At 64.0% G+C, this 21,189-nt stretch carries 17 protein-coding genes and 1 tRNA gene; 6 read left to right on the top strand and 12 right to left on the bottom strand.

The genetic code is table 11. From position 1 onward, the window contains the following. Positions 1–97: 97 nt before the first annotated feature. Positions 98–1,048, top strand: coding sequence for an L-threonylcarbamoyladenylate synthase (locus ESZ60_RS08585; RefSeq protein ID WP_134680167.1), 951 nt, complete (start codon positions 98–100; stop codon positions 1,046–1,048). Here ESZ60_RS08585 and ESZ60_RS08590 read toward each other — a convergent pair. Continuing rightward, positions 1,045–1,617 (bottom strand): YqgE/AlgH family protein, encoded by a 573-nt coding sequence (locus ESZ60_RS08590; protein ID WP_134680168.1) that lies wholly within the window; start codon positions 1,615–1,617, stop codon positions 1,045–1,047. The genes ESZ60_RS08585 and ESZ60_RS08590 overlap by 4 nt on opposite strands. Before the next feature lie 121 nt (positions 1,618–1,738). Between ESZ60_RS08590 and ESZ60_RS08595 the strand changes: the two genes are divergently transcribed. Continuing rightward, complete coding sequence (locus ESZ60_RS08595; RefSeq protein WP_134680169.1) at positions 1,739–2,539, top strand: protein-disulfide reductase DsbD domain-containing protein; 801 nt, start codon at positions 1,739–1,741, stop codon at positions 2,537–2,539. Here ESZ60_RS08595 and ESZ60_RS08600 read toward each other — a convergent pair. Continuing rightward, complete coding sequence (locus ESZ60_RS08600) at positions 2,536–3,345, bottom strand: uracil-DNA glycosylase (protein WP_134680170.1); 810 nt, start codon at positions 3,343–3,345, stop codon at positions 2,536–2,538. The two genes, ESZ60_RS08595 and ESZ60_RS08600, sit on opposite strands and share 4 nt — an antisense overlap. 45 nt (positions 3,346–3,390) lie before the next feature. Continuing rightward, positions 3,391–3,789, bottom strand: coding sequence for a hypothetical protein (locus ESZ60_RS08605; RefSeq protein WP_134680171.1), 399 nt, complete (start codon positions 3,787–3,789; stop codon positions 3,391–3,393). 143 nt (positions 3,790–3,932) lie between these two features. Here ESZ60_RS08605 and leuB point away from each other — a divergent pair, with 143 nt between their 5' ends. From leuB to ESZ60_RS08620, 3 genes are all read left to right on the top strand, one after another. Continuing rightward, positions 3,933–5,054, top strand: a complete 1,122-nt coding sequence (leuB, locus tag ESZ60_RS08610; protein WP_134680172.1) for a 3-isopropylmalate dehydrogenase — start codon at positions 3,933–3,935, stop codon at positions 5,052–5,054. Between the two features lie 57 nt (positions 5,055–5,111). Then, the gene (locus tag ESZ60_RS08615) at positions 5,112–6,059 is read left to right on the top strand and encodes a DMT family transporter (RefSeq protein ID WP_134680173.1); all 948 of its coding nucleotides are present in this window, start codon (positions 5,112–5,114) and stop codon (positions 6,057–6,059) included. Positions 6,060–6,127: 68 nt separating this feature from the next. Further along, positions 6,128–6,204: transfer RNA gene (locus ESZ60_RS08620), tRNA-Pro, on the top strand. Between the two features lie 317 nt (positions 6,205–6,521). Here the strand turns inward: ESZ60_RS08620 and ESZ60_RS08625 are convergent. The 7 genes from ESZ60_RS08625 to ESZ60_RS08655 all read right to left on the bottom strand — a co-directional run bounded on the left by ESZ60_RS08625 (position 6,522) and on the right by ESZ60_RS08655 (position 14,800). Beyond that, positions 6,522–7,487: a Bug family tripartite tricarboxylate transporter substrate binding protein gene (locus ESZ60_RS08625; RefSeq protein ID WP_134680174.1), complete on the bottom strand. Its 966-nt coding sequence runs from the start codon at positions 7,485–7,487 to the stop codon at positions 6,522–6,524. 20 nt (positions 7,488–7,507) lie between these two features. Then, positions 7,508–9,016 (bottom strand): tripartite tricarboxylate transporter permease, encoded by a 1,509-nt coding sequence (locus ESZ60_RS08630; protein WP_134680175.1) that lies wholly within the window; start codon positions 9,014–9,016, stop codon positions 7,508–7,510. Positions 9,017–9,026: 10 nt separating this feature from the next. Then, a complete protein-coding gene (locus tag ESZ60_RS08635) occupies positions 9,027–9,488 on the bottom strand; it encodes a tripartite tricarboxylate transporter TctB family protein (RefSeq protein WP_134680176.1) in 462 nt (153 codons plus the stop codon). Positions 9,489–9,545: 57 nt separating this feature from the next. Continuing rightward, positions 9,546–10,520 carry a tripartite tricarboxylate transporter substrate-binding protein gene (locus tag ESZ60_RS08640; protein WP_134680177.1) on the bottom strand — a complete coding sequence of 325 codons (975 nt, stop codon included), beginning with the start codon at positions 10,518–10,520 and terminating at the stop codon, positions 9,546–9,548. A 175-nt stretch (positions 10,521–10,695) separates the two neighbouring features. Then, on the bottom strand, positions 10,696–12,036 hold the full coding sequence (locus ESZ60_RS08645) for a sigma-54-dependent transcriptional regulator (RefSeq protein WP_134680178.1): 1,341 nt from the start codon (positions 12,034–12,036) through the stop codon (positions 10,696–10,698). Then, a complete protein-coding gene (locus ESZ60_RS08650; protein ID WP_134680179.1) occupies positions 12,033–13,853 on the bottom strand; it encodes a sensor histidine kinase in 1,821 nt (606 codons plus the stop codon). Before ESZ60_RS08650 ends, ESZ60_RS08645 begins: the two co-directional genes overlap by 4 nt. 59 nt (positions 13,854–13,912) lie before the next feature. Then, the gene (locus ESZ60_RS08655) at positions 13,913–14,800 is read right to left on the bottom strand and encodes a cation diffusion facilitator family transporter (protein ID WP_134680180.1); all 888 of its coding nucleotides are present in this window, start codon (positions 14,798–14,800) and stop codon (positions 13,913–13,915) included. A 252-nt stretch (positions 14,801–15,052) separates the two neighbouring features. Here ESZ60_RS08655 and ESZ60_RS08660 point away from each other — a divergent pair, with 252 nt between their 5' ends. Continuing rightward, complete coding sequence (locus ESZ60_RS08660; RefSeq protein WP_245155632.1) at positions 15,053–15,652, top strand: thermonuclease family protein; 600 nt, start codon at positions 15,053–15,055, stop codon at positions 15,650–15,652. A gap of 233 nt (positions 15,653–15,885) precedes the next feature. On the opposite strand, the gene gltB is transcribed toward ESZ60_RS08660, so the two are convergent. Both gltB and ESZ60_RS08670 read right to left on the bottom strand, forming a co-directional pair. Then, positions 15,886–20,418, bottom strand: coding sequence for a glutamate synthase large subunit (gltB, locus tag ESZ60_RS08665; RefSeq protein ID WP_134680181.1), 4,533 nt, complete (start codon positions 20,416–20,418; stop codon positions 15,886–15,888). Next, the gene (locus ESZ60_RS08670; RefSeq protein WP_134680279.1) at positions 20,418–21,122 is read right to left on the bottom strand and encodes a hypothetical protein; all 705 of its coding nucleotides are present in this window, start codon (positions 21,120–21,122) and stop codon (positions 20,418–20,420) included. Before ESZ60_RS08670 ends, gltB begins: the two co-directional genes overlap by 1 nt. Between the last annotated feature and the right edge of the window lie 67 nt (positions 21,123–21,189).

The raw sequence follows: 21,189 nt of genomic DNA on the forward strand, positions 1-21,189 counted from the left end.
GCGCCTTGGCAAATCGTGATCGGGCGCATAACTGATCCTCTTGCGGGCCGATCATATGGGCGGGCCGGATCCCATCAACCACAACCCGACGTAACAAATGCACACGCGCCTGCTTTCACCGGATGATCAAGGCCTTGCCATAGCCTGTGACTGGCTTTCGCAGGGCGATGTCGTGGCCATGCCGACCGAGACGGTCTATGGTCTGGCGGGAGATGCGCGCAATGCGACCGCCGTCGCGCGCATCTATGAGGCCAAGGGCCGGCCCAGCTTCAACCCGCTGATCGTGCATCTGCCCGATCAGGTCGCTGCCGAGCGGATCGCGCATTTCGACGAGTCGGCTAGGGCTTTGGCGCGGGCCTTCTGGCCGGGCGCGCTGACCATGGTACTGCCGCTGCGCGAAGAGGCGGGGATCGCCTCTCTGGTGACGGCGGGGCTTGATACCGTGGCGCTGCGGGTTCCGGCGCATCCGGTGGCCCATGCGCTGCTTGAACGCTTCGGCGGACCTCTGGCGGCGCCCTCGGCAAATCCTTCGGGGCGGATCAGCCCGACCTCGGCGGCCCATGTCGCAGATGGCGAGACGGGTCTTGGCGGGCGGATCCCGGCCGTTCTGGATGCCGGGTCCTGTCCGGTCGGCGTCGAATCGACCATTATCGGCTGGATCGGCGGCAAGCCTGCATTGTTGCGCCCCGGCGGCGTGGCGGTCGAGGATATTCAGGCGGTTCTGGGCAGGGAGGTGGTCCTGCCCGAGATCAATCCCGATGCCCCGAATGCGCCGGGCCAGTTGACCAGTCATTATGCGCCGCGCGCCAGTTTGCGGCTGAATGCCGATGAGGCGCGGCCGGGCGAGGTGCTGATCGGCTTCGGGGAGGTTGACGGCGACCTGTCTCTCAGCCCGTCCGGAGATTTGACCGAGGCTGCCGCCCGACTTTTCGATCTACTGCGTCAGGCGGATGCCATGGGCCGGCCCATTGCCGTCGCAACGATTCCCGAGCGGGGGCTGGGTGCTGCGATCAACGACCGGCTGCGCCGGGCAGCAGCCCCGCGCTAGGCGCGTCCGGCGCTCGGTGAAAGTACCAGCGGGTCGATGCCCATGCCCGCCAGCGCGGCGCGCCACTTGTCGGAATTGTCGGGGCCAAAGATCAACTCATCCAGCCGGTCGCTGGTCAGCCAGCCATTGGCAAGAATCTCGCTGTCCAATTGGCCCGGTCCCCAGCCGGCATAGCCAAGCGCGAGAAGCGCGGGTTGCGGTCCCCGGCCATGCGCGAAATCTTCCAGAATGTCACGGGTGGTCGCCATGGCCAGATCGCCGTCGATCAGCATCCGGTTCTCGTCCACCCCGTCGCCGCGCCGGACGCGGTGCAACACGAAGCCGCGGCCCGGCTCGACAGGGCCGCCAAAGCGGACGGGAATATTGAAGGCGTTCTCGGCGGGATCGATTCCCAATTGGGCCAATAGATCCGAGAATTCGATCTCGGGCATGGGACGGTTGATGACCAGACCCATCGCCCCTTCTTCGGAATGCGCGCAGACCAGAATGACCGAATGCTCGAATCTCGGATCACGCATGCCGGGCATGGCGATCAGCATCTTTCCGGTCAGGTTCGCGGATGTATCCAAGAGTTGCTCCTGTTCTTTCCTTTCAAAGATCGGGACTGACGCTGGGTTTCGCAAGAGTGCAATGGCCTGTGTCGGGAATGTGACTTCACGCATCCCCCCTGTGCCAACTATGAAAGCAGGCATGAAATGGTGTGCTTTCCTTTTGCTTTCAGTCGGTCCTGCGCTTGCGCAGGAAACGGCGGCTGCGTCCGATCCGGCATTTGCGCAACAGCCGCCCGGCCTTGTCTCGGCCGAGCTACTGCCGGGTTGGATCACACCCGAGGGCCATCGCATGACCGCTCTGGCGCTGCGGCTCGAGCCGGGCTGGAAGACCTATTGGCGCAGCCCGGGCGATACCGGCGTGCCTCCGGAATTCGACTGGCAGGGCTCGGTCGCGGCCGGTCAGGTCACGCTGCACTGGCCGAGACCCGAGGCGATCGAATCGGGTGGCGAGCGCACGCTGGGCTATCACGACATGCTGGTCCTGCCGATCGAGGTGGCCTCGGGCGCGGAAGAGGCGCGGCTGAGCGCGGTGATCAATTTCGGGCTTTGCGACGATATCTGCGTGCCCGCGCAGGTCAGCCTGACAGCGCCGCCGCCGGGGCAGGGGCCCGATCCCTTGATCGAGGCCGCCCTTGCAGAGGTCCCCGAGATTTCCTCCGACCGGCCCGAATGCCGCGTCGAGCCGATCCCGGACGGGATGCGGGTCACGGCCGAATTCGCGCGCGAGGACGCACCGGAAGTGGCGATGGAACTGGAAAATGACAATGTCTGGGTCTCGCAGCCCGAACTGACGCGCGCGGGGACCAGCCTGATCGCGCAGGCGGATTTTGTCGACGAGACCGGCAAACCCTTTGCGCTGGATGCCGAAGAACTACGCCTGACCCTGATCAGCCCGGATGACGCGACCGAGTTTCGGGGCTGCGAAATATCCTTGGACTAGGGCTTTTCGCCGACTTCGAGCCTCGCGGCAAGCGACAGCAGATCGCTCCAGGCCTCGCGCTTGGCAATGGGTGTGCGCAGCAGATAGGCCGGATGGGTCATCGGCAGGGCGGGCAGGCCAAAGGCCGTGTCCCAGACGCCCCGCAGCTTCAGGATACCCTGACGGTTCAATCCCGCGATGCAGGGGGTATTGCCCATCAGCACCAGAATTTCGGGCTGCGCCAGTTCGATATGGCGGCGCAGAAAGGGCAGCATCAGCGCGATCTCTGCGGCTTCCGGGCGTCGGTTTCCCGGCGGCCGCCAGGGCAGGACATTGGTGATGTAAAGCGCTTTGTCCGCATCCACGGCGTCGCGCGCAAGCCCGATCGCCCCGAACATCCGGTCGAGCAATTGCCCGGCGCGTCCGACAAAGGGGCGGCCCTGAAGATCCTCTTCCTCGCCGGGGGCCTCGCCGATCACCATGACGCGCGCGCCGGGCCGGCCATCGGCGAAACAGAAATTCCGCGCGCCCTTGCGCAATTCGATCGCTTCGAACGCCTCCTGCGCCTCGGCCAGCGCGGCCAGCGTCGTGGCCGCGGCTGCGATGGTTTCGGCCATGGCGACCAGATCGCGGCCCGCGTCGCGCGGCGGCAGTGGCGCGGGCTTTGCGGCTGCGGGCCCGGCCGGAACGCGGTCGGGCAGGTCATAGCGGTCGAGCGGATCGTCAAGGCAGGGCTCATCCGCGCCCAGCTCTGCTTGCCATTGCAAGAGCGCCAGCGCCGTTTCCGCGTCCAGCGCGATGCCACGATAGGTCGGATCAGCCATCATGCCCGCAAGCTAAGGCGCGCGGCGGGCGTCGGCAAGTCGCCGCAGTCAGGGCGACTGGGTCAGAGGGGTGGTTCCGCCCCCCATGCCGACGAGTTTCTCGATCAGCGGCTTTGCCTTCGGACCGATCCGGTCGCAGGCCTCGGGGTCGTCGAGCAGCTTGAAGGCGGGCCCATAATATGTCCGGTCATAGCTTGTCGCGTCCAGCCCAAGCCGGGCCGCCAACTTGTCGCCGGTGCCGGTGATCAATGTCCATTCGCCATTGCTGATTTCATATCCTGCGCAGTTCGAGGTGATGACATTCACATTCGCAAGTTCGGCAATGAGCGACCGGGCCTCGTCATCCTCAAGGCCCGAGATGTCGGGCAGCTGGACGGTGACGCCTCCAGCCAGCGCCGCGCCAGCCATGACGGCCAACGCACCGGCAAGTGCCGTGAATGCCTGCATGGGTTCCCCCTCGTTCCGTTTGCCGGGCCATCCCGCCCCAAGGTGACATCGCGTGCAACCCAATTCGCCGTGAACTTGACGGGGCCGACCCGCCCCGCTACGCGGATTGCCGAACGTCGAGTAGCACGAGAGGATGCCCTGCGATGACCACCCATTCCCTGTTGATCCTGCCCGGTGACGGCATCGGTCCCGAAGTCATGACCGAGGTCCGCAAGGTCATCGGCTGGTTCCAGACGAACAAGGGCATCCAGTTCGATGTCAGCGAGGATCTGGTGGGCGGCGCAGCCTATGACAAGCACGGCGTCCCGCTGGCCGACGAGACCATGCAGAAGGCGCAGGAAGTCGACGCGGTCCTCTTGGGCGCGGTCGGCGGCCCGGCCTATGACAATCTGGATTTCTCGGTGAAGCCCGAGCGTGGGCTGTTGCGCCTGCGCAAAGAAATGGACCTGTTCGCGAACCTGCGCCCGGCGCAATGTTTTGATGCGCTGGCCGATTTCTCGTCGCTGAAGCGTGAGGTCGTCGCCGGTCTCGATATCCTGATCGTGCGCGAACTGACCTCGGGCGTCTATTTCGGCGAGCCTCGCGGCATCCATTCCGACGACAACAACCCGCAGAACGAGGGTGGCCGCGTGGGCATCAACACCCAGCGTTACACCTCGGGCGAGATCCGCCGCGTTGCCCGCGCCGCCTTTGAACTGGCCAAGAAACGCGGCAACCGCGTCTGTTCGATGGAAAAGGCGAATGTCATGGAATCGGGCATCCTGTGGCGCGAGGAAGTGCAATGGGTCCATGACAACGAATACCCCGAGGTCGAGCTGTCGCATATGTATGCCGATAACGGCGCGATGCAGCTTGTCCGCCGCCCGAACCAGTTCGATGTCATCGTGACAGACAACCTCTTCGGCGACATCCTGTCCGATGCGGCGGCGATGCTGACCGGCTCGCTCGGCATGCTGCCCTCGGCCAGCCTCGGCGCGCCGATGGCGAATGGCCGTCCGAAAGCCATGTATGAGCCGGTCCACGGTTCCGCCCCCGATATCGCGGGGCAAGGCAAGGCCAACCCGATCGCCTGCATCCTGAGCTTCGCCATGGCGCTGCGCTACAGCTACGATCTGGGTGCCGAGGCCGATCTTCTGGAGAAGGCCATCGAGAAGGTTCTGGCCGACGGCGTGCGCACCGCCGATCTGATGGGCCCCGAGGGTGGCACGCCGGTCACCACCTCGCACATGGGCGACAAGATCGTCGAGGCCCTGTCCGCTCTCTGAGCCAATCAAGCGCCCGCCTTTCCCGGCGGGCGCTGTCTTTTCTGGCTTGGGGGAGCGATGCCGGGAAATCTCAAGGGCGCGCTTTTGGCGCTGCTGTCGATGGGGATCTATTCGACCCATGATGTGATCATCAAGCTGCTGGGCGGGGGCTATCCGGCGCTGCAGATCCTGTTCTTTTCGGCTCTTTTTTCCTTTCCGCCCATCGCTGTCCTGCTTCTGCGCGACCCGACGCATGGCACATTGCGGCCGCGCTCGCCCTTCTGGGTGGCGCTACGCTCGCTCTGCATCGTGAACTCGGGGATTTGCGGCTTCTACGCCTTTTCGGTCCTGCCGCTGGCGCAGGTCTATTCCATCCTCTTCGCCTCGCCGCTGGTCATCACTCTGCTTTCCGTGCCGATCCTGGGCGAGCGTGTCGGTCTGGCGCGCGGGGGTGCCGTCGCCATCGGGCTACTGGGCGTGCTGGTCGTTCTGCGGCCCGGTTATGTCGATCTGGGGCTGGGCCATTTCGCGGCCATGCTCGCGGCCTGTTCCAGCGCCATGGCGGCGGTTTCGGTGCGTAGGCTCGGGCGCAGCGAGCGGACGGTGATCCTGATGCTTTGGCCGATCATCGGGAATTTCATCCTGACCGGCATGTCGCTTGGTCTTGCCTATCGCCCGATGGAGGGTCTGGACCTGGCCCTGACCGGGTTGATCGCGCTGCTGGGACTGCTTGCGGGTTTCCTGTTGATCCAGGCCTATCAGGCGGGCGAGGCCGCCAATGTCGCGCCGATGCAATATTCCCAGATGCTCTGGGCAATCGCCTATGGCTGGCTGTTCTTTGATGAAAGCCCCGATCTGGCGACGCTGGCGGGTGCGGCGCTGATCATCGGCTCGGGCCTGTTCATCCTGATGCGCGAGCGCAGCGGTGCCTCGCGTTTGCGACCGGTCACCGAGGCAAGGCTGCGCAGCGAAACCGTGACCGCGCCGCGGGCCGCATTGTTGCGTCGTTTGCTGCGCCGCGAGTGACGCGCGCAGAAATCCTGAATTAGCCCCTTGCATTCCTCTGCGCCACAGGCTACCTGCCAGCCCACGGTCGGAGCGTAGCGCAGCCTGGTAGCGCACCTGCTTCGGGAGCAGGGGGTCGGAGGTTCGAATCCTCTCGCTCCGACCATATCAAAAATCCCGAAAATTCAGTCTATAGCAATACGGATGGCATCGTGTCCGGGGACATTTGCCCCGGCCGGAAATGCGTTGCCTGTCCTGTTTGGTGCTGAGCGCTTGCCGCAGCGCGCGATCAGGAATTCAAAGGTTGACCCCGAGGATACGGCAAGCGCGGCTTGCCCGACGCGGGAATCGGTCTGCCGATCGATCCTCGTCGCGCGCGCGGCACCTGCCGATATGCAGCGGAACAGTGTCGATGACAGGCTCGAAGCCTGTCACGATGCCGTCGGCAGATCCCGTATCCGGGATCTGCGCCTTGCTGTTTCGTCAGTCCAGACTGACATTCGCGGCCTTCACCACGGGTTCCCATTTCGCCATTTCGGCAGTCACATGCTTGCCCAGATCCTCGGGCGAAGAGGCGACGATGGTGGCCGAGAACTCGCCCATGCGCTTGGCGACCTCGGGATCGGCCATGGCCTCGAGCGCGGCCTTGTTCAACGCGGCAATCGCCTCAGGCGGTGTGCTCGCCGGGGCGAAAAGCGCGTTCCAGCTATAGGTCTCATAGCCGGGCAGGGTCTCGGCAATGGCTGGGACATCGGGGAAGGACGGCGCGCGCTCCTTGGTCGTGACGCCCAATGCCTTGAGCTTTCCGCTGGCGATATGGCCCGAGGACGAGGGCAGGTTGTCGAAGATGATCGGCACCTGATTGCCCAGAACATCGGTCAGCGCCGGACCAGAGCCCTTATAGGGGATATGCGTGATGTCCACGCCTGCCATCGACTTGAACAGCTCGCCCGAAAGGTGCAACGGCGTGCCATTGCCCGAGGAGGCATAGGCAAGCTGCTCTTTCTTCGCGAGGTCGATCAGCTCCTGCACAGTGTTGACCGGCAGGTCCGGATGGACCGCCAGCACGTTCGGGACCAGCACCAAAAGCGAAACCGGCGCGAAATCCGTCACCGGATCATAGGGCTTCTGCTTGAGGATCAGCGGATTCAGGGCATGGGTCGCGACCGTGCCCATCAGGATCGTGTAGCCGTCTGGATCGGCCTTGGCCACTTGCTGCCCGCCCAGGCTGCCGCCCGCGCCGCCGACATTCTGAACGATCACCTGCTGGCCCAGAGACTTGCTCATCCGGTCGGCGACGATGCGCCCGACCACATCGGTCGAGCCTCCGGCGGCAAAGGGAATGACCAGCGTGATCTGGCGTTCCGGAAATTCCGCCGCTGCGGTGCCTGCCAGTCCCATGGCCAGGGCCGCGCCCAAAAGCAGACGGCGGGGCAGTGTCATCTTCATCTTCTTCCTCCCTTGGTGGTTCATGCGTCGCTTTCGGTAAAGACCTCGTCCCGGCGTCGGCGGATCTGCGGCGTAAAGACCAGAACCAGAACGCCAAGGGTCAGCAAAAGCAGGATCGCGCTGATCGGACGGGTGACGAATGTCGTCGGATCGCCGCGCGACAGGATCATGGCGCGGCGCAGGTTTTCTTCCAGCAGCGGGCCAAGGACGAAGCCCAGCAGCAAGGGCGCGGGCTCGCAGCGCAGCTTGGACATCAGGTAGCCGAGCAAGCCGAAAAAGGCGACGGCGAAGAGATCATAGGTGTTCGAGGCGACCGAATAGACCCCGATCGAGCACATCGCCATGATGATCGGGAACAGGACGTAATAGGGCACCGTCAGCAGCTTCACCCAAAGCCCGATCAGCGGCAGGTTCAGGACCACGAGCATCAGATTGCCGATCCACATGCTGGCGATGATGCCCCAGAACAAGGCGGGCTGCTCGGTCACGACATTCGGCCCCGGCACGATGCCCTGAATGATCATCGCGCCGATCATCAGCGCCATGACGGGGTTAGCCGGTATGCCCAGCGTCAAGAGCGGGATGAAGCTCGTTTGCGCGCCCGCGTTATTGGCGCTTTCGGGGCCTGCGACGCCCGCCAGCGCCCCCTTGCCGAACTCGCCGGGATTGGTCGAGAGCTTCTTTTCCACCGTATAGCTCGCGAAACTGGCAAGGATTGCGCCGCCCCCCGGCAGGATGCCCAGGACCGAGCCGACCGCCGTGCCGCGCAGGACCGGGCCGACCATCTGGCGCAGTTCATCTCTGGTCGGGAGAAGCCGATTTATGGACTTGGTCATGACCTCGCGGTCATGTTCGTCCTCGAGATTGCGCAGGATCTCGGCGATGCCAAAGACCCCCACGGCCAGCGCGACGAAATTCAGCCCGTCGGAATATTGCGTGATCCCCAGGGTGAAACGCGGCGTGCCGGTATAGATGTCGGTGCCGACCAGACCCAGAAGCAGGCCCAGAACGACCATAGCCAGCGCCTTGAGGACCGAGCCATGCGCCAGCGCGACCGACATCACCAGCCCCATGACCATAAGGCTGAAATATTCCGCCGCGCCGAATTTCAGCGCGATGGTGGTCAGCGGCGGGGCGAAGATCGCGACAAGAAAGGTCGCGACCGTTCCGGCAAAGAACGATCCCAGCGCGGCGGTCGCGAGCGCGGTTCCCGCGCGGCCCTTGCGGGCCATCTGGTAGCCGTCGATCGCGGTCACGGCGGACGAGCTTTCGCCCGGCATGTTGATCAGGATCGCCGTGGTTGATCCGCCATATTGCGCGCCATAATAGATCCCCGCCAGCATGATGAGCGAGCTGACCGGTTCAAGCTGAAAGGTGATCGGCAGCAGCATGGCAATGGTGGCGGTGGCCCCGATGCCGGGCAAGACCCCGATCAGGGTGCCAAGGATCACCCCGATCAGGCAAAAGGCCATATTGGCCAGCGACGAAGCGACCGAGAAGCCCAGGGCGAGATTGCTCAAAAGATCCATCTGTCGCCCCTCAGAATTGCAGCCAGGGGCCGAAGCGACGGAACGGCAGCCCTAGCCCGTAGCTGAAGATCAGCGTCGAGGCGATGGTCACGACGATAGCCAGCAGCAGCGAATAGAGCGGTTTCATCCGGCTCGATGCCTGGGCCGCGATCAATGCAGCCAGAAACAGGGCGGGAACGAAACCGAGGCCCCGGACCGTCAGGCCGAAAAACACCGGCGCGGGCAGGATAAAGGCCATGCCACGCCATGCGATCTTGCCAAAGGGCTCGCCCTCGCGGCCGAATGCCTTGATCAGCACCAGCGCCCCCAGCAGAAAGAGAAGGCCCGAGAGGACCATCGGAAAATAGCCCGGCCCCATGCGCAGGGATGTGCCGATCTCAAGCGTCCGGGTCTGCCAGCCGAAAAAAGCGGCCGCTGCCATCAGCAGCAGGCCGGTGGCGATATCGGTCTTGTCCTTGGGTTTTGTGGACATGTTCTTCCCCCCGTCATGCAGGACCCCGCCGCAAAAGCTGCGCCGGGGTCAAGGCGATCAGTCGGCGTAGGTTCCCGCCGCGTCGATCACCGGCTTCCAGCGCGTGATCTCGGATTCGAGCTTCGCCTTCAGTGCAGCGGGGGTCGCATCCTCGGCCGAGGAGGGCGCGGTTCCCAGATCGGCCATGGCCTTGGCGACGCCAGGGTCGGCCAAAGCCGATTGAAGCGCTTTGGACAGGCGTTCATTCGCCTCGGCGGGCGTGCCCTTGGGCGAGTAGATGCCGTGCCAGATCGCGAATTCAAGGCTGTCCAGACCCGATTCCTTGGCCGTCGGCAGGTCGGGGAACAGGGTCAGGCGCTCGGGCGTGGTCACGGCATAGGCTTTGATCGTGCCGCCCTGGATCTGCTGGGTGGTGTTCGTCGTCTGGTCGCACATGATATCGACCTGTCCGCCCAGCAGGTCGGTCATGGCCGGGCCGGTGCCTTTATAGGGAACGGTGACCAGCGGTGTCCCAAGCGCCTGCATCAGCAGCATGCCGCACAGATGCGAGGCCGCACCGATCCCGGCATTGGCCAGCGTCAGCTTGTCGCCATTTGCCTTGACATGTTCCATGAAGCCCGCGAAATCCGCCGGCTCGAAATCCTTGCGCGCGACGACCACCATCGGCACTTCGGTGACGAGGCCGACATATTCGAAAGCGTTCAGCGTGTCATAGGCCAGATTGCGATAAAGCGTTGCCGAAGTGGCCATGCCGATATGGTGCAAGAGCACCGTATAGCCATCTGGCTCGGCCTTGGCGACCTGACCCGCCCCGAGCGTGCCGCCCGCGCCGCCGACATTCTCGACCACGATCTGCTGTCCGAGATCCGTCGACATTTTCTCGGCGACCAGACGCGCGACGGTATCCGTCGGCCCACCGGCCGAGAAAGGCACGACCATCGTGATCTGACGTTCCGGATAGCCCTGCGCAAAGGCTGGCGCAGTGACCAAGGCGGCAGCGACGAACGTGCCGAAAAGCTTCTTGAAAGCCATCTTACCCTCCCAAGGAATAGGACCGGCGGTCTCCTCTCTTGCCGCCGCTGGGACGAGATTGCGCCGGCCTTGGCGAATCGGACAATGTAAATCCGCTGCAGAGGGGCCAGTTCGGTATCCGGGCGGCAATAATGGGTGGAAAAGGTAACATCACCGGGAAAACCTGGGTGGAAACTTACCCATCCTTGCCAGTATCGACGATCAGCCGTCGGTCGAGTGCGTATTTCTGCATCTTTTCGTAGAGCGTCTTTCGCGAGATCCCCAGAGTCTCATAGACCGGGCGCAGCCTTCCTCCATTGGCGGCGATCGCCCCGGCGATCACACTGCGCTCGAATTCGGCGACGCGCTCGGACAGCCGCGCGCCCAGAACAGGGAGCGGGTCAGCGCCTTCCAGTCCCAGGACGAAACGCTCGGCCAGATTGCGCAATTCGCGCACGTTTCCGGGCCAATCGCGGGCCGCCAGACCGGGCAGCATCGCGGCCGGGACGCTGCGTTCGCCGAGATTGTGCCGGGCGGCGGATTCGCGGACGAGTTGCAGGAAGAGCAGGGGAATATCCTCGCGCCGGGCGGCCAATGGCGGGACATGCAGCACGGCGACATTGAGCCGCCAGTACAGGTCCTCGCGGAATTCGCCGCGCGCGACTGCCGCTGCCAGATCGACCTTGCTTATCGCGATAAAGCGCAGATCCAGTGGCACGGGATCGTTCGAGCCAAGCCGGGTGATGACGCGCTCTTGCAGCACCCGCAGCAGCTTGGCCTGCAGATCCAGCGGCATCGAGCCGATTTCATCCAGCAGCACCGTGCCGCCCCGGGCATGTTCGAACTTGCCGTAGCGGGGCCGCAAGGCGCCGGGGAATGCCCCTGCCTCATGCCCGAACAATTCGGATTCGATCAGCGATTCGGGCAGGGCCGCGCAGTTGATCGCAAGGAATGGCCGCCCCGAGCGCGCCGAGACATCGTGGAGCGCCCGCGCGACCACCTCTTTTCCCGCACCGGTCGGGCCGATGATCAGCGCGTCGGCATCCGAGGATCCGATGGCGCGCAGCCGGTAGCGCAGGTCCACCATGACCTGCGTTCGGCCGGGAAGCCGGGCCTCGACATCGTCGCGCTTGCCGGCCACCGCCCGCAGGCGGCGGTTTTCCAGTACCAGCCCGCGATGTTCCAGCGCGCGGCGGATCACCGTCGCGAGTTCCTGAACGACAAAGGGCTTTTCGATGAAATCATAGGCCCCGCCCCGGATCGCCTCGACCGCCAGCGGAACCTCGGCATGGCCGGTGACTAGGATGACCGGGATCTCGGGATCGATCTCATGGAGCCGCCCCAAGAGGGTCATCCCGTCCATGCCCGGCATACGGATATCGCTGACGACCGCACCCGCGAAACCCGGCCCGGCCAGCGCCAGCGCCTCATCACCCGAGCCGAGCGCCTCGACCGAAAACCCGGCGAGTTCCAGCGCCTGCGCGGTCGAGTTGCGCATCTGCTCGTCATCTTCGACCAGAAGGACAGGCCCCGTCACGCCGCCGCCTCGCGGTTTTGGGCCCGGGGCAGGCGCAGGACGAATTCCGCGCCCGGTGCCGCGTTGCGGCAGGTGATCTCGCCGCCGAAATCGCGCACGATATTGGCGCTGATCGACAGCCCAAGCCCCAATCCCGCGCCCATGCCCTTGGTGGTGAAGAAGGGATCAAAGATCCGGGCGGCGATGGCATCCGGGACGCCCGGACCGCGGTCACGGATGCGGATCACGACGTCTTCGCCCTCGGACCGGGCGGAGAGTGTGATCCGGCGGTCGGGGCCGTTTTCGACCGCGTCTGCAGCATTGGTCAGCAGGTTCACCAAAACTTGCTGCAGCCGAGTCGGACCGGCCCGCAGCATGGGCAGGTCGGCGGGGATGTCGATCTCCAGAAAGGCCCCGCTCGCGGCGAAACGCGCCTCTGTGATGGTGCGCGTCTCGGCCAGAAGCGGCGGCAGGGCGACCGCGCCCAGAATATCATCCGGTTTGCGCGCGGCCTGACGAAGATGCTTGCCGATTGCCGCCATGCGATCCACCAGCAACAGGATCTGGCCGATATTCTCACGCGCCCGGCCCAGCTCGCCCCGTTCGATCAGGACCTGGGCGCTGTCGGCATAATTGCGCGCCGCCGCCAGAGGTTGGTTGATCTCATGCGAAAGCGAGGCCGACATTTGTCCCAGAGCGGCCAGCTTTCCGACCTGCACCAGACTGGCCTGCGCCGCGCGCAGCTCTGCTTCGGTGGCACGGCGCTCGGCGATTTCCTGTTCCAACTGCCCGTTGGCGCGGGCCAGGGCGGCGGTGCGCTCGACCACGCGGCGTTCCAGCTCGGCATGGGCGAAACGTTCCAGCGCGAGCCGCTCGGCCGCTTGCGCCCGGCGCTGGCGCCACATCAGACCGGCGATGCCCCCGGCCGACAGCAGCAGCACAAGGCTCGCCACGGCAAGCTGGGCCTCGGCACGCAACTCGGCGCTGTCAAGCAGCACATGCACCGTCCAGCCCGCATCGGGCATTTCGTCCGAGGCGACGATGTAATCCCGCGCGCCCCGGCGATCGGCCAGATGCAGGACCGCGACGCCATGCTCGCTGTCCCGTTGCAGGGCGAATTCGGCCAAGGGCGTCTCGGCATAGCGCCGCGATGCCGCGCTGCGCGCCAGCCTGTCCGGGGTCAGCGGCTCGAGGCTGTGATAGAGCCAGCCCGGTTCGGAGGACAGGAACACCGTCCCGTCCGGATCGGTCACCAGCACGCGATATTCACTGCCGCGCCATGACGCCTCGATCCGGTCGACGCCGATCTTGACCGCGACGACGGCGGTGATCCGGCCCAGATCATCGCGCACCGGGGCAGAGAAATAGTAGCCCCGCACCCCCGAAGTCGTGCCGACGCCATAGAAACGCGCAAGCCTGCCGGCCATGGCGTCGAGAAAATAGGGGCGGTAGCTGAAATTCTGCCCGATGAAGCTCTGCGGACCCTGCGGCGTCGAATGCGCGATCGTGTCGCCATTGGGCAGGATCAGATAGATGTCCGAGGCCTGTACGGCGCGGTTCTGTTCGGCAAGCCAGTCGTTGGTCTGCTTGCGCAGGACCGGATTCGCCGGATCGGCGGCGAGTTGATGGATCAGGTCCAGATCGCCGACCAATTGCGGCACGACCTCGAACCGGGCCAGATCTGCCTGCAATGCATTCACCGTCAGCCTCAGGGCCGTCGCCGCGCGCCCTTGCCCTGCCATGAGGTAATGCTGAAACGAAAGCGTCGCGCCCAGCCACAGGATGGCCGCCAAAGCTGCCGTTACCGCACCCGCATGCCAGCCCAGCCGCATCGCCATGCCGATCACCTCCGTTCCTCCGAGGGGAAATGTGACAGCGGGCTTGCGGCGGCGCAATCTCAGATCACGAGAACGCCGGAATGCTTGGCCTTGTGTTCTGGCTCGACATGGATGGTGATGAGCGCCTCGGGCAATTGGCGCTTGAGCGCCTGCTCGACGCGGTCGCAGATGTCATGCGCCTGTTCGACGGTGGTCTGGCCGTTCACCACCAGATGGAAGTCGATGAAGGTCTTGGGGCCGGCATGGCGGGTGCGCAGGTCATGGGCTTCCAGTGCTCCTGTCGCATGGTCCGAGATCGTGTTTCGAATGCGCTCGAGCGTTTCCTCGGACACGGCCTCGTCCATCAGCCCGGACAGCGAGGCTTTCATCACCCGCCAGCCCGACCACAGGATATTGACCGCCACCAGCGCGGCCAGCGCGGGGTCAAGGATGGCCCAGCCGGACAGCACCGCCAGCGCCACGCCGATCACCACCCCGCCCGAGGAGATCACGTCAGAGAGCAGGTGATGCCCATCCGCCACCAGCGCCGGAGAGCGCAGCTTCCGGCCGCGCGAGATCAGCACCCAGCACCACCAGCCATTGAGGCAGCTTGCCGCGATATTGATCAAGAGCCCCTCAAGCGGCGCGTCCAGCACGCGCGGGTTCTGAAAGGCATGGAAGGATTCGCGCAGGATCAGCAGGGCGGCGACGATGATCATCACCCCCTCCAGCACGGCGCTGAAGAACTCGGCCTTGTGATGTCCATAGGGATGCTCGCGATCGGCGGGGCGTGCGGCGACGCGGATGGCGATCAGCGCGGCCAGTGCCGTCGCCACGTTCACGATACTCTCCATCGCGTCCGACAGGAGCGCGACCGATCCGGTCAGCCACCAGGACAGGGTCTTGAGGGCAAGGACCAGAAGTCCGACGAAGATGCTGCCGATTGCGATTCTTTCGGTGGCAGGCATGCGCGCTTCCCTGTTCGAATCTGCCGAAGGGGTGGTTTAGCGGGGATTGTCGGGATCGCCAACTGTAGAGGTGAAGATTGGCTGCTCCGCGAGCTGCGTGGAGGTTCAACGGCGTGGTGAACATATGCCGGTGATCATTCGTAAGACCTGCGCATAATTCTAGATGTGCTTTTGCCTGGATTGCTTTTCCGTTTTTGCTCGGAGATTAGATAGAGCTGTGGATCTGTTTAGTCGGTTGAAGGTTCGTCTAAGTTGGAAATTACAGCTCTCATAGTGCTCGCCGCATTTGCTGCGGTATTAATGTTTTGGCGTCTCAGCCGATCGCGCATGCGGCAAGAGTTGGAAGACGAGATCGCGCGTGCATTCCCAGCAAATCGCGAGGAGGAGTCAGTCAGGTCGGGCACCAAAGCTGTAGAGCACGTTCCAACTCGGAAGGTACTTCAAGGGGCCGCCTATGTTGTGGACGGCGATACCATCACTATTAAGAAGACCCAGATACGTCTTTTCGGCATCGATGCCGCTGAATTGGACCATCCTTACGGAAAGAAGGCCAAGTGGGCTTTGACTTCGCTTTGCAAAGGCCACTCCGTCCGGGCCGAGGTCACCGAACAAGATACCCATGGGCGGACTGTGGCAAGATGTTACCTGCCGGATGGCCGTGATCTCTCCGCTGAAATGGTCAAGCTGGGCTTGGCTATCGACTGGCCGAAGTTTTCGGGTGGGCAGTATCGAACGCTCGAAACTGCTGATGCACGGAAGAAGCTATGGCTTGCCGACGCTCGGCAGAAGGGGCGGTTGGACGTGTGGGAGAGGTTCGAAGCCAAACAGGGCATGCGCAAGTCCGAAACGTAGCCTGGGCTCAAGGGCTTAGGCGGCTCGTGGAATGCCCCTCGCAGTTCCTGTTCGGGCGCCCTCACCTCACCTCACCTCACCTCACCTCTGCGCCAAGGCGCTCCCGTCACGTGGCCGTGGCCTGCCCGTTTGATCCAAGCAAAACACGGGTGACACTTGATAGCTTGGAAAGGGCACATACTGCCTTTCTCAAAAATAGAAACGGGGGCCAAGTGGCCCCCGCTCCTTTATCTTCACTCCGCCGGCACCGCCGCCAGATCCTCGACATCCGCGATCGGATGCTTGAGATGCGGAAGCATCTCCTTCGGGCAGACCTGCAGGAAATTGGCTTTTTCTTCGGCCCAGTTCTGCAGGATATCGGCTGCCCGACGCGAACCCGTTTCCTTGAAGTGGCGCTCGACCAGACCCTTCACCTCGGCTTCCCAATGGTCTTGGGTGACGGGGCACAGGATCAGCGTCTCGGGGTTGATATAGTCGCGTGCCAGACCTTCGGGATCGTAAAGATAGGCCATGCCCCCAGTCATGCCAGCGCCGAAGTTCGCGCCAATGCGGCCAAGGATCACGGCAACACCGCCGGTCATGTATTCGCAACCGTTCGAGCCGCAGCCCTCGATCACGACTTTCGCACCCGAGTTCCGCACCGCGAAACGCTCACCCGCACGACCCGCCGCGAACAGGTAGCCATCGGTCGCACCGTAAAGCACGGTATTGCCGATGATGGTGTTGTCCGCTGCGGTCAGCGGGCTCGCCATCGGCGGGCGCACGGTGATCGTGCCGCCCGACAGGCCCTTGCCGACATAGTCGTTGGCATCCCCCGAAACCTCGATCTTGAGGCCCGGCGCGGCAAACGCCCCCAGCGACTGGCCTGCCGAACCCGTCAGACGCACCGTCAGGTGGTCGGGCTGCAGGTTGTTCCGCATCCCGAAGGTCTGGACGATCATCGACGAGGTCCGCGTTCCGACGGTCCGCAGGGTGTTCCGCACCGCATAGGACAGCTGCATCTTCTCACCATCCGAGAAGAAGCGGCTGGCGTCACGGATGATCTCGGCGTCCAGCGTGTCCGGCACCGCGTTGCGCGGCTTGGAGCGGTCGTAGACGATCTTTTCCGAGCCATCGACGGTGATCAGCAGCGGGTTCAGGTCGAGGTCGTCGAGCGACTTGTCGCCCCGGCTGACCTGGGTCAGCAGATCGGCGCGCCCGATCACCTCATCCAGCGAACGGGCACCGATGCTGGCAAGGATCTCGCGCACTTCGGTGGCGTAGAAGGTGATCAGGTTCACCACCTTATCCGCCGAGCCGTTGAACATGGCGCGCAGCTTCTCGTCCTGGGTGCAGACGCCCACCGGGCAGGTGTTCGACTGGCACTGACGGACCATGATGCAGCCCATCGCGATCAGCGCGGCGGTGCCGATGCCATATTCCTCGGCCCCCATCATCGCTGCCATGACGATGTCGCGGCCGGTGCGCAGACCACCATCGGTGCGAAGCGTGACGCGGTCGCGCAGACGGTTCATCGCCAGAACCTGATGCGCCTCGGTCAGGCCCATCTCCCACGGAAGACCGGCATATTTGATCGAGGTCGCGGGCGAGGCACCCGTGCCGCCATTGTGCCCCGAGATCAGGATGATGTCGGCCTTGGCCTTCGCCACACCCGCCGCGATCGTGCCGACGCCCGAGGAGGCCACCAGCTTCACCGTGATCTTGGCGCGCGGGTTGATCTGCTTCAGGTCATAGATCAGCTGTGCCAGATCCTCGATCGAATAGATGTCGTGATGCGGCGGCGGCGAGATCAGCGTGACGCCCTTGGTCGAGTGGCGCAGCCGGGCAATCAGGTCGGTGACCTTCATGCCGGGAAGCTGGCCGCCCTCGCCGGGTTTCGCGCCCTGGGCCACCTTGATTTCCAGCTCTTCGCAGGCGTTCAGGTACTCAGCGGTGACACCGAAACGGCCCGAGGCGACCTGCTTGATCTTGGCGCAGGGGTTGTCGCCATTCGGCAGCGGGTGGCTGTGCGCCGGGTCCTCGCCGCCTTCGCCCGAGTCCGACTTCGCGCCGATCCGGTTCATGGCGATGTTCAGCGTCATGTGGGCTTCCGGGCCAAGCGCCCCCAGCGACATGCCCGGCGTTACGAAGCGCTTGCGGATCGAGGTGATGCTCTCGACCTCTTCCAGCGGCACCGGTTTGCCGAGCGACTTGATGTCCAGCAGATCGCGCAGGTGGATCGGCGGGTTCGCCCGCATGGTTGCGGTGAACTGCTTCCAGACGTCATAGGACGCTTTCTCGCAGGCGAGTTGCAGCAGGCGCATGGTATTGGCTTCCCAGGCGTGCTTCTCGCCCGAGCGGCGCGCCTTGTAGAAGCCGCCGACCGGCAGCAGGTCGGTGGTTTCGCTTTGGAAGCCCTTGGCGTGGACGTCTTCCAGCTTGGCTTGCAACCCGTGCAGACCGATGCCCGAGATGCGCGACTGCATGCCGGGGAAATATTCCGCGACCATCGCACGGGACAGGCCCACGGCCTCGAAGTTCAGACCACCGCGATAGGAGGACAGGACCGAGATGCCCATCTTGGCCATGATCTTCAGCAGACCGCCGTCGATCGCCTCGCGGTAGTTGCGCATGTTCTCGATCAGCGAGCCGGTCAGCAGGCCGCGCTCAAGGCGTTCCGAGATGGTGTCCTGCGCGAGATAGGGGTTCACCGTGGTCGCGCCGCAGCCGATCAGCACCGCAAAGTAATGCGGGTCGATACATTCCGCCGAGCGCACGTTCAGCGAACAGAAGGTCCGCAGGCCCTTGCGAGTCAGCCAGCTATGCACCGCGCTGGTCGCAAGGATCATCGGCAGGCCGATGCGATCGGGACCCAGATGCTCGTCGGTCAGGACCAGATGGCCCGCGCCGGAGCGCACGGCATCTTCGGCCTCGGCACGGATACGGGCAAGGGCTTCGCCCATCGCCTCATTGCCTGCGCCATCGGCAAAGGTGCAGTCGATCTGGGTCACGGTCTCGCCGAAGAGCTTCGTCATCTCGGCAAATTCGCCATTCGCGACGAAGGGCGATTCCAGCACCAGAATCTCGGTCTGGGACGAGGATTCGTCCAGCACGTTCTTGAGGTTACCGAAGCGCGTCTTCAGGCTCATCACGCGGGTTTCGCGCAAGCTGTCGATCGGCGGGTTGGTGACTTGGCTGAAGTTCTGGCGGAAGAAATGCGACATCGGGCGGTATTGCCCCGACAGAACCGCAGGCGGCGTGTCGTCACCCATCGAGGCGAGGGCTTCTTTCCCGTCCTCGGCCATGGGGGTCAGCATGGTCTCGATTTCTTCAATCGTGTAGCCAGCCGCGATCTGGCGGCGGCGCAGCTCATCACCGGCAAAGGCAACCTGCTCGGGCAGGTCCTTCATCACTTCGGAAAGCTGGGTGACCTTTTCAAGCCACTCGCCAAAGGGCTGGCTGTTCGCCAGACGGTTCTTGATGTCGCGGTCGTGGTAAAGCTTGCCGTGCTTCATATCGACGGCGATCATCTGCCCCGGCCCGAGCGCGCCTTTTTCACGCACCGTGGTCTCATTGACCGGAACCATGCCCGCTTCCGAACCCGCGATCAGCAGGTTGTCGCCGGTCACGACATAGCGCAGCGGGCGCAACCCGTTGCGGTCCAGACCGCCGCAGACCCAGCGGCCATCGGTCATCGCCAGCGCGGCCGGGCCGTCCCACGGCTCCATCACGGCGTTGCAATAGGCGTACATGTCGGCCCAGACCTTGGGCATGTCGGTCGTGGCTTTCGACCACGCTTCCGGCACCAGCATGGTCTTGGTCATAGGGGCCGAACGGCCCGAGCGCACCATGACCTCGAAGACTGCGTCGAGCGCCGCCGAGTCCGACGAGCCCGCCGGGATGATCGGCTTGATGTCCTCGGCCATGTCGCCGAACGTGCGGCTGGCCATGCGGATTTCGTGGCTTTTCATCCAATTGGTGTTGCCCCGCAGCGTGTTGATTTCGCCGTTATGGGCAAGCATGCGGAACGGCTGGGCCAGCCACCATTGCGGGAAGGTGTTGGTCGAATAGCGTTGGTGATAGATCGCGAAGGCCGATTCAAATCGCTCGTCCTTGAGGTCGGGATAGAATTCCGCGACCTGCTCGGCCAGCATCATGCCTTTGTAGATGATCGAGCGACAGGACAGGGTGCAGAGGTAAAGCCCGGCAATCTGCGCGGCGATGGCGGCTTTCTCGATCCGGCGGCGGATGATGTAAAGCTCGCGCTCGAACTGCTCTTGATCGATGTCCTTTTCGCAGCGGATCAGGATCTGCTCGATCTCGGGACGGGTCGCATTGGCCTTCTCGCCAAGGACCGAGGTATTCACCGGGACATGGCGCCAGCCATAGATATAATGGCCCATGCGCAGAACTTCGGATTCCACGATGGTCCGGCAGGCCTCTTGCTGGGCGAAATTGGTGCGCGGCAGGAAGCATTGGCCGACGGCGATCAGCTTGGACTGATCCGGCTCATGCCCGGTGCGGCGCACTTGGTCATAGAAGAAGGGGACGGGGATCTGCACATGGATGCCCGCGCCATCGCCGGTCTTGCCGTCGGCATCGACCGCGCCGCGGTGCCAGATCGCCTTGAGCGCATTGATGCCGGCCTCGACGACCTTGCGGCTGGATTTGCCATCCAGATTGACCACCAGACCGACGCCGCAGGACGAGTGCTCGTCCTCGGCACGGTAGAGCGAGTTCTCCGCCATCCAGTCGCGGCGTGCCTGTTCCTCTTGTTCCCAGTTCATCACGTCCGTGCCTCCTTCAAGATCATAAGCTGCCTGTTGAGGTCGGGCTTTCCGCCCCGGACCATCTGCAGGTCGCAATCATATTCCGGCTTGGTCGAGCCAAATCCGGGCTGGCCCGGAAAGGAAAAGCTCACCGGACTGTCATTCGTGTTCTCGCTGGCGCCGCTCCAGTCCGAGGATTTCTCGACGCCACCGTAAAACCGCCCTTGCGCGCGGCTGATGAACTGCTGACCTTCGCGTTCGATCAGCACGTCACCGGACTCGTTGCGGGTGGTCAGATGGAACTGGGTGATTTCCAGCTCTACCCCGTCCATGTTGACCTTTTCACCGGTCAGCCGGTCGCTGCCCTGATGGTGAAGCCGCTCGCCCGAATTCGACGAGGTCCAGAAGTCGAAATCATCCGCCCCCGTCTTGAGTAACGTCGAGAAGGACGCGTGGTCCTTGGCATCCGGTTCCAGCGTGTCGATGATGCCGGTCGTCAGGTCGGTGCTTTCCAGCCAGCGCGTCTCGCTGTCGATGCGCGACTTGTAGGACTGCCCGTCGGGCGTGAAATAGGTCACCCATTGATCGCCCGGCGCATCTCCGCTGCAACGGTAGTGCTGCGAGACCGTGCAGCCACGGTTTTGTACCGTGACTTCAAGCTTGCATCCTTGGGGCGGCGTGAAATTTGCCGCACTCGAGGGCAGGGCCGAGAGGGTCAGCACGGCTGCCCCTGTCGCCACTCCGCGCGCAAATGCCCGCTGCCGGTTTACGCGCGGTGTACAGCCAGTG

The sequence above is a fragment of the Paracoccus ravus genome (assembly GCF_004522175.1).
Taxonomy (GTDB): domain Bacteria; phylum Pseudomonadota; class Alphaproteobacteria; order Rhodobacterales; family Rhodobacteraceae; genus Paracoccus; species Paracoccus ravus.

What these genes read in the sequence shown, in the direction of transcription:
- ESZ60_RS08585 (WP_134680167.1), top strand. Translation starts at nt 98, where the DNA reads ATGCACACGCGCCTGCTTTCACCGGATGATCAAGGCCTTGCCATAGCC.
- gltB (WP_134680181.1), bottom strand. Translation starts at nt 20,418, where the DNA reads ATGAACTGGGAACAAGAGGAACAGGCACGCCGCGACTGGATGGCGGAG.
- ESZ60_RS08655 (WP_134680180.1), bottom strand. Translation starts at nt 14,800, where the DNA reads ATGCCTGCCACCGAAAGAATCGCAATCGGCAGCATCTTCGTCGGACTT.
- ESZ60_RS08615 (WP_134680173.1), top strand. Translation starts at nt 5,112, where the DNA reads ATGCCGGGAAATCTCAAGGGCGCGCTTTTGGCGCTGCTGTCGATGGGG.
- ESZ60_RS08635 (WP_134680176.1), bottom strand. Translation starts at nt 9,488, where the DNA reads ATGTCCACAAAACCCAAGGACAAGACCGATATCGCCACCGGCCTGCTG.
- leuB (WP_134680172.1), top strand. Translation starts at nt 3,933, where the DNA reads ATGACCACCCATTCCCTGTTGATCCTGCCCGGTGACGGCATCGGTCCC.
- ESZ60_RS08605 (WP_134680171.1), bottom strand. Translation starts at nt 3,789, where the DNA reads ATGCAGGCATTCACGGCACTTGCCGGTGCGTTGGCCGTCATGGCTGGC.
- ESZ60_RS08630 (WP_134680175.1), bottom strand. Translation starts at nt 9,016, where the DNA reads ATGGATCTTTTGAGCAATCTCGCCCTGGGCTTCTCGGTCGCTTCGTCG.
- ESZ60_RS08600 (WP_134680170.1), bottom strand. Translation starts at nt 3,345, where the DNA reads ATGATGGCTGATCCGACCTATCGTGGCATCGCGCTGGACGCGGAAACG.
- ESZ60_RS08625 (WP_134680174.1), bottom strand. Translation starts at nt 7,487, where the DNA reads ATGAAGATGACACTGCCCCGCCGTCTGCTTTTGGGCGCGGCCCTGGCC.
- ESZ60_RS08640 (WP_134680177.1), bottom strand. Translation starts at nt 10,520, where the DNA reads ATGGCTTTCAAGAAGCTTTTCGGCACGTTCGTCGCTGCCGCCTTGGTC.
- ESZ60_RS08650 (WP_134680179.1), bottom strand. Translation starts at nt 13,853, where the DNA reads ATGGCGATGCGGCTGGGCTGGCATGCGGGTGCGGTAACGGCAGCTTTG.
- ESZ60_RS08595 (WP_134680169.1), top strand. Translation starts at nt 1,739, where the DNA reads ATGAAATGGTGTGCTTTCCTTTTGCTTTCAGTCGGTCCTGCGCTTGCG.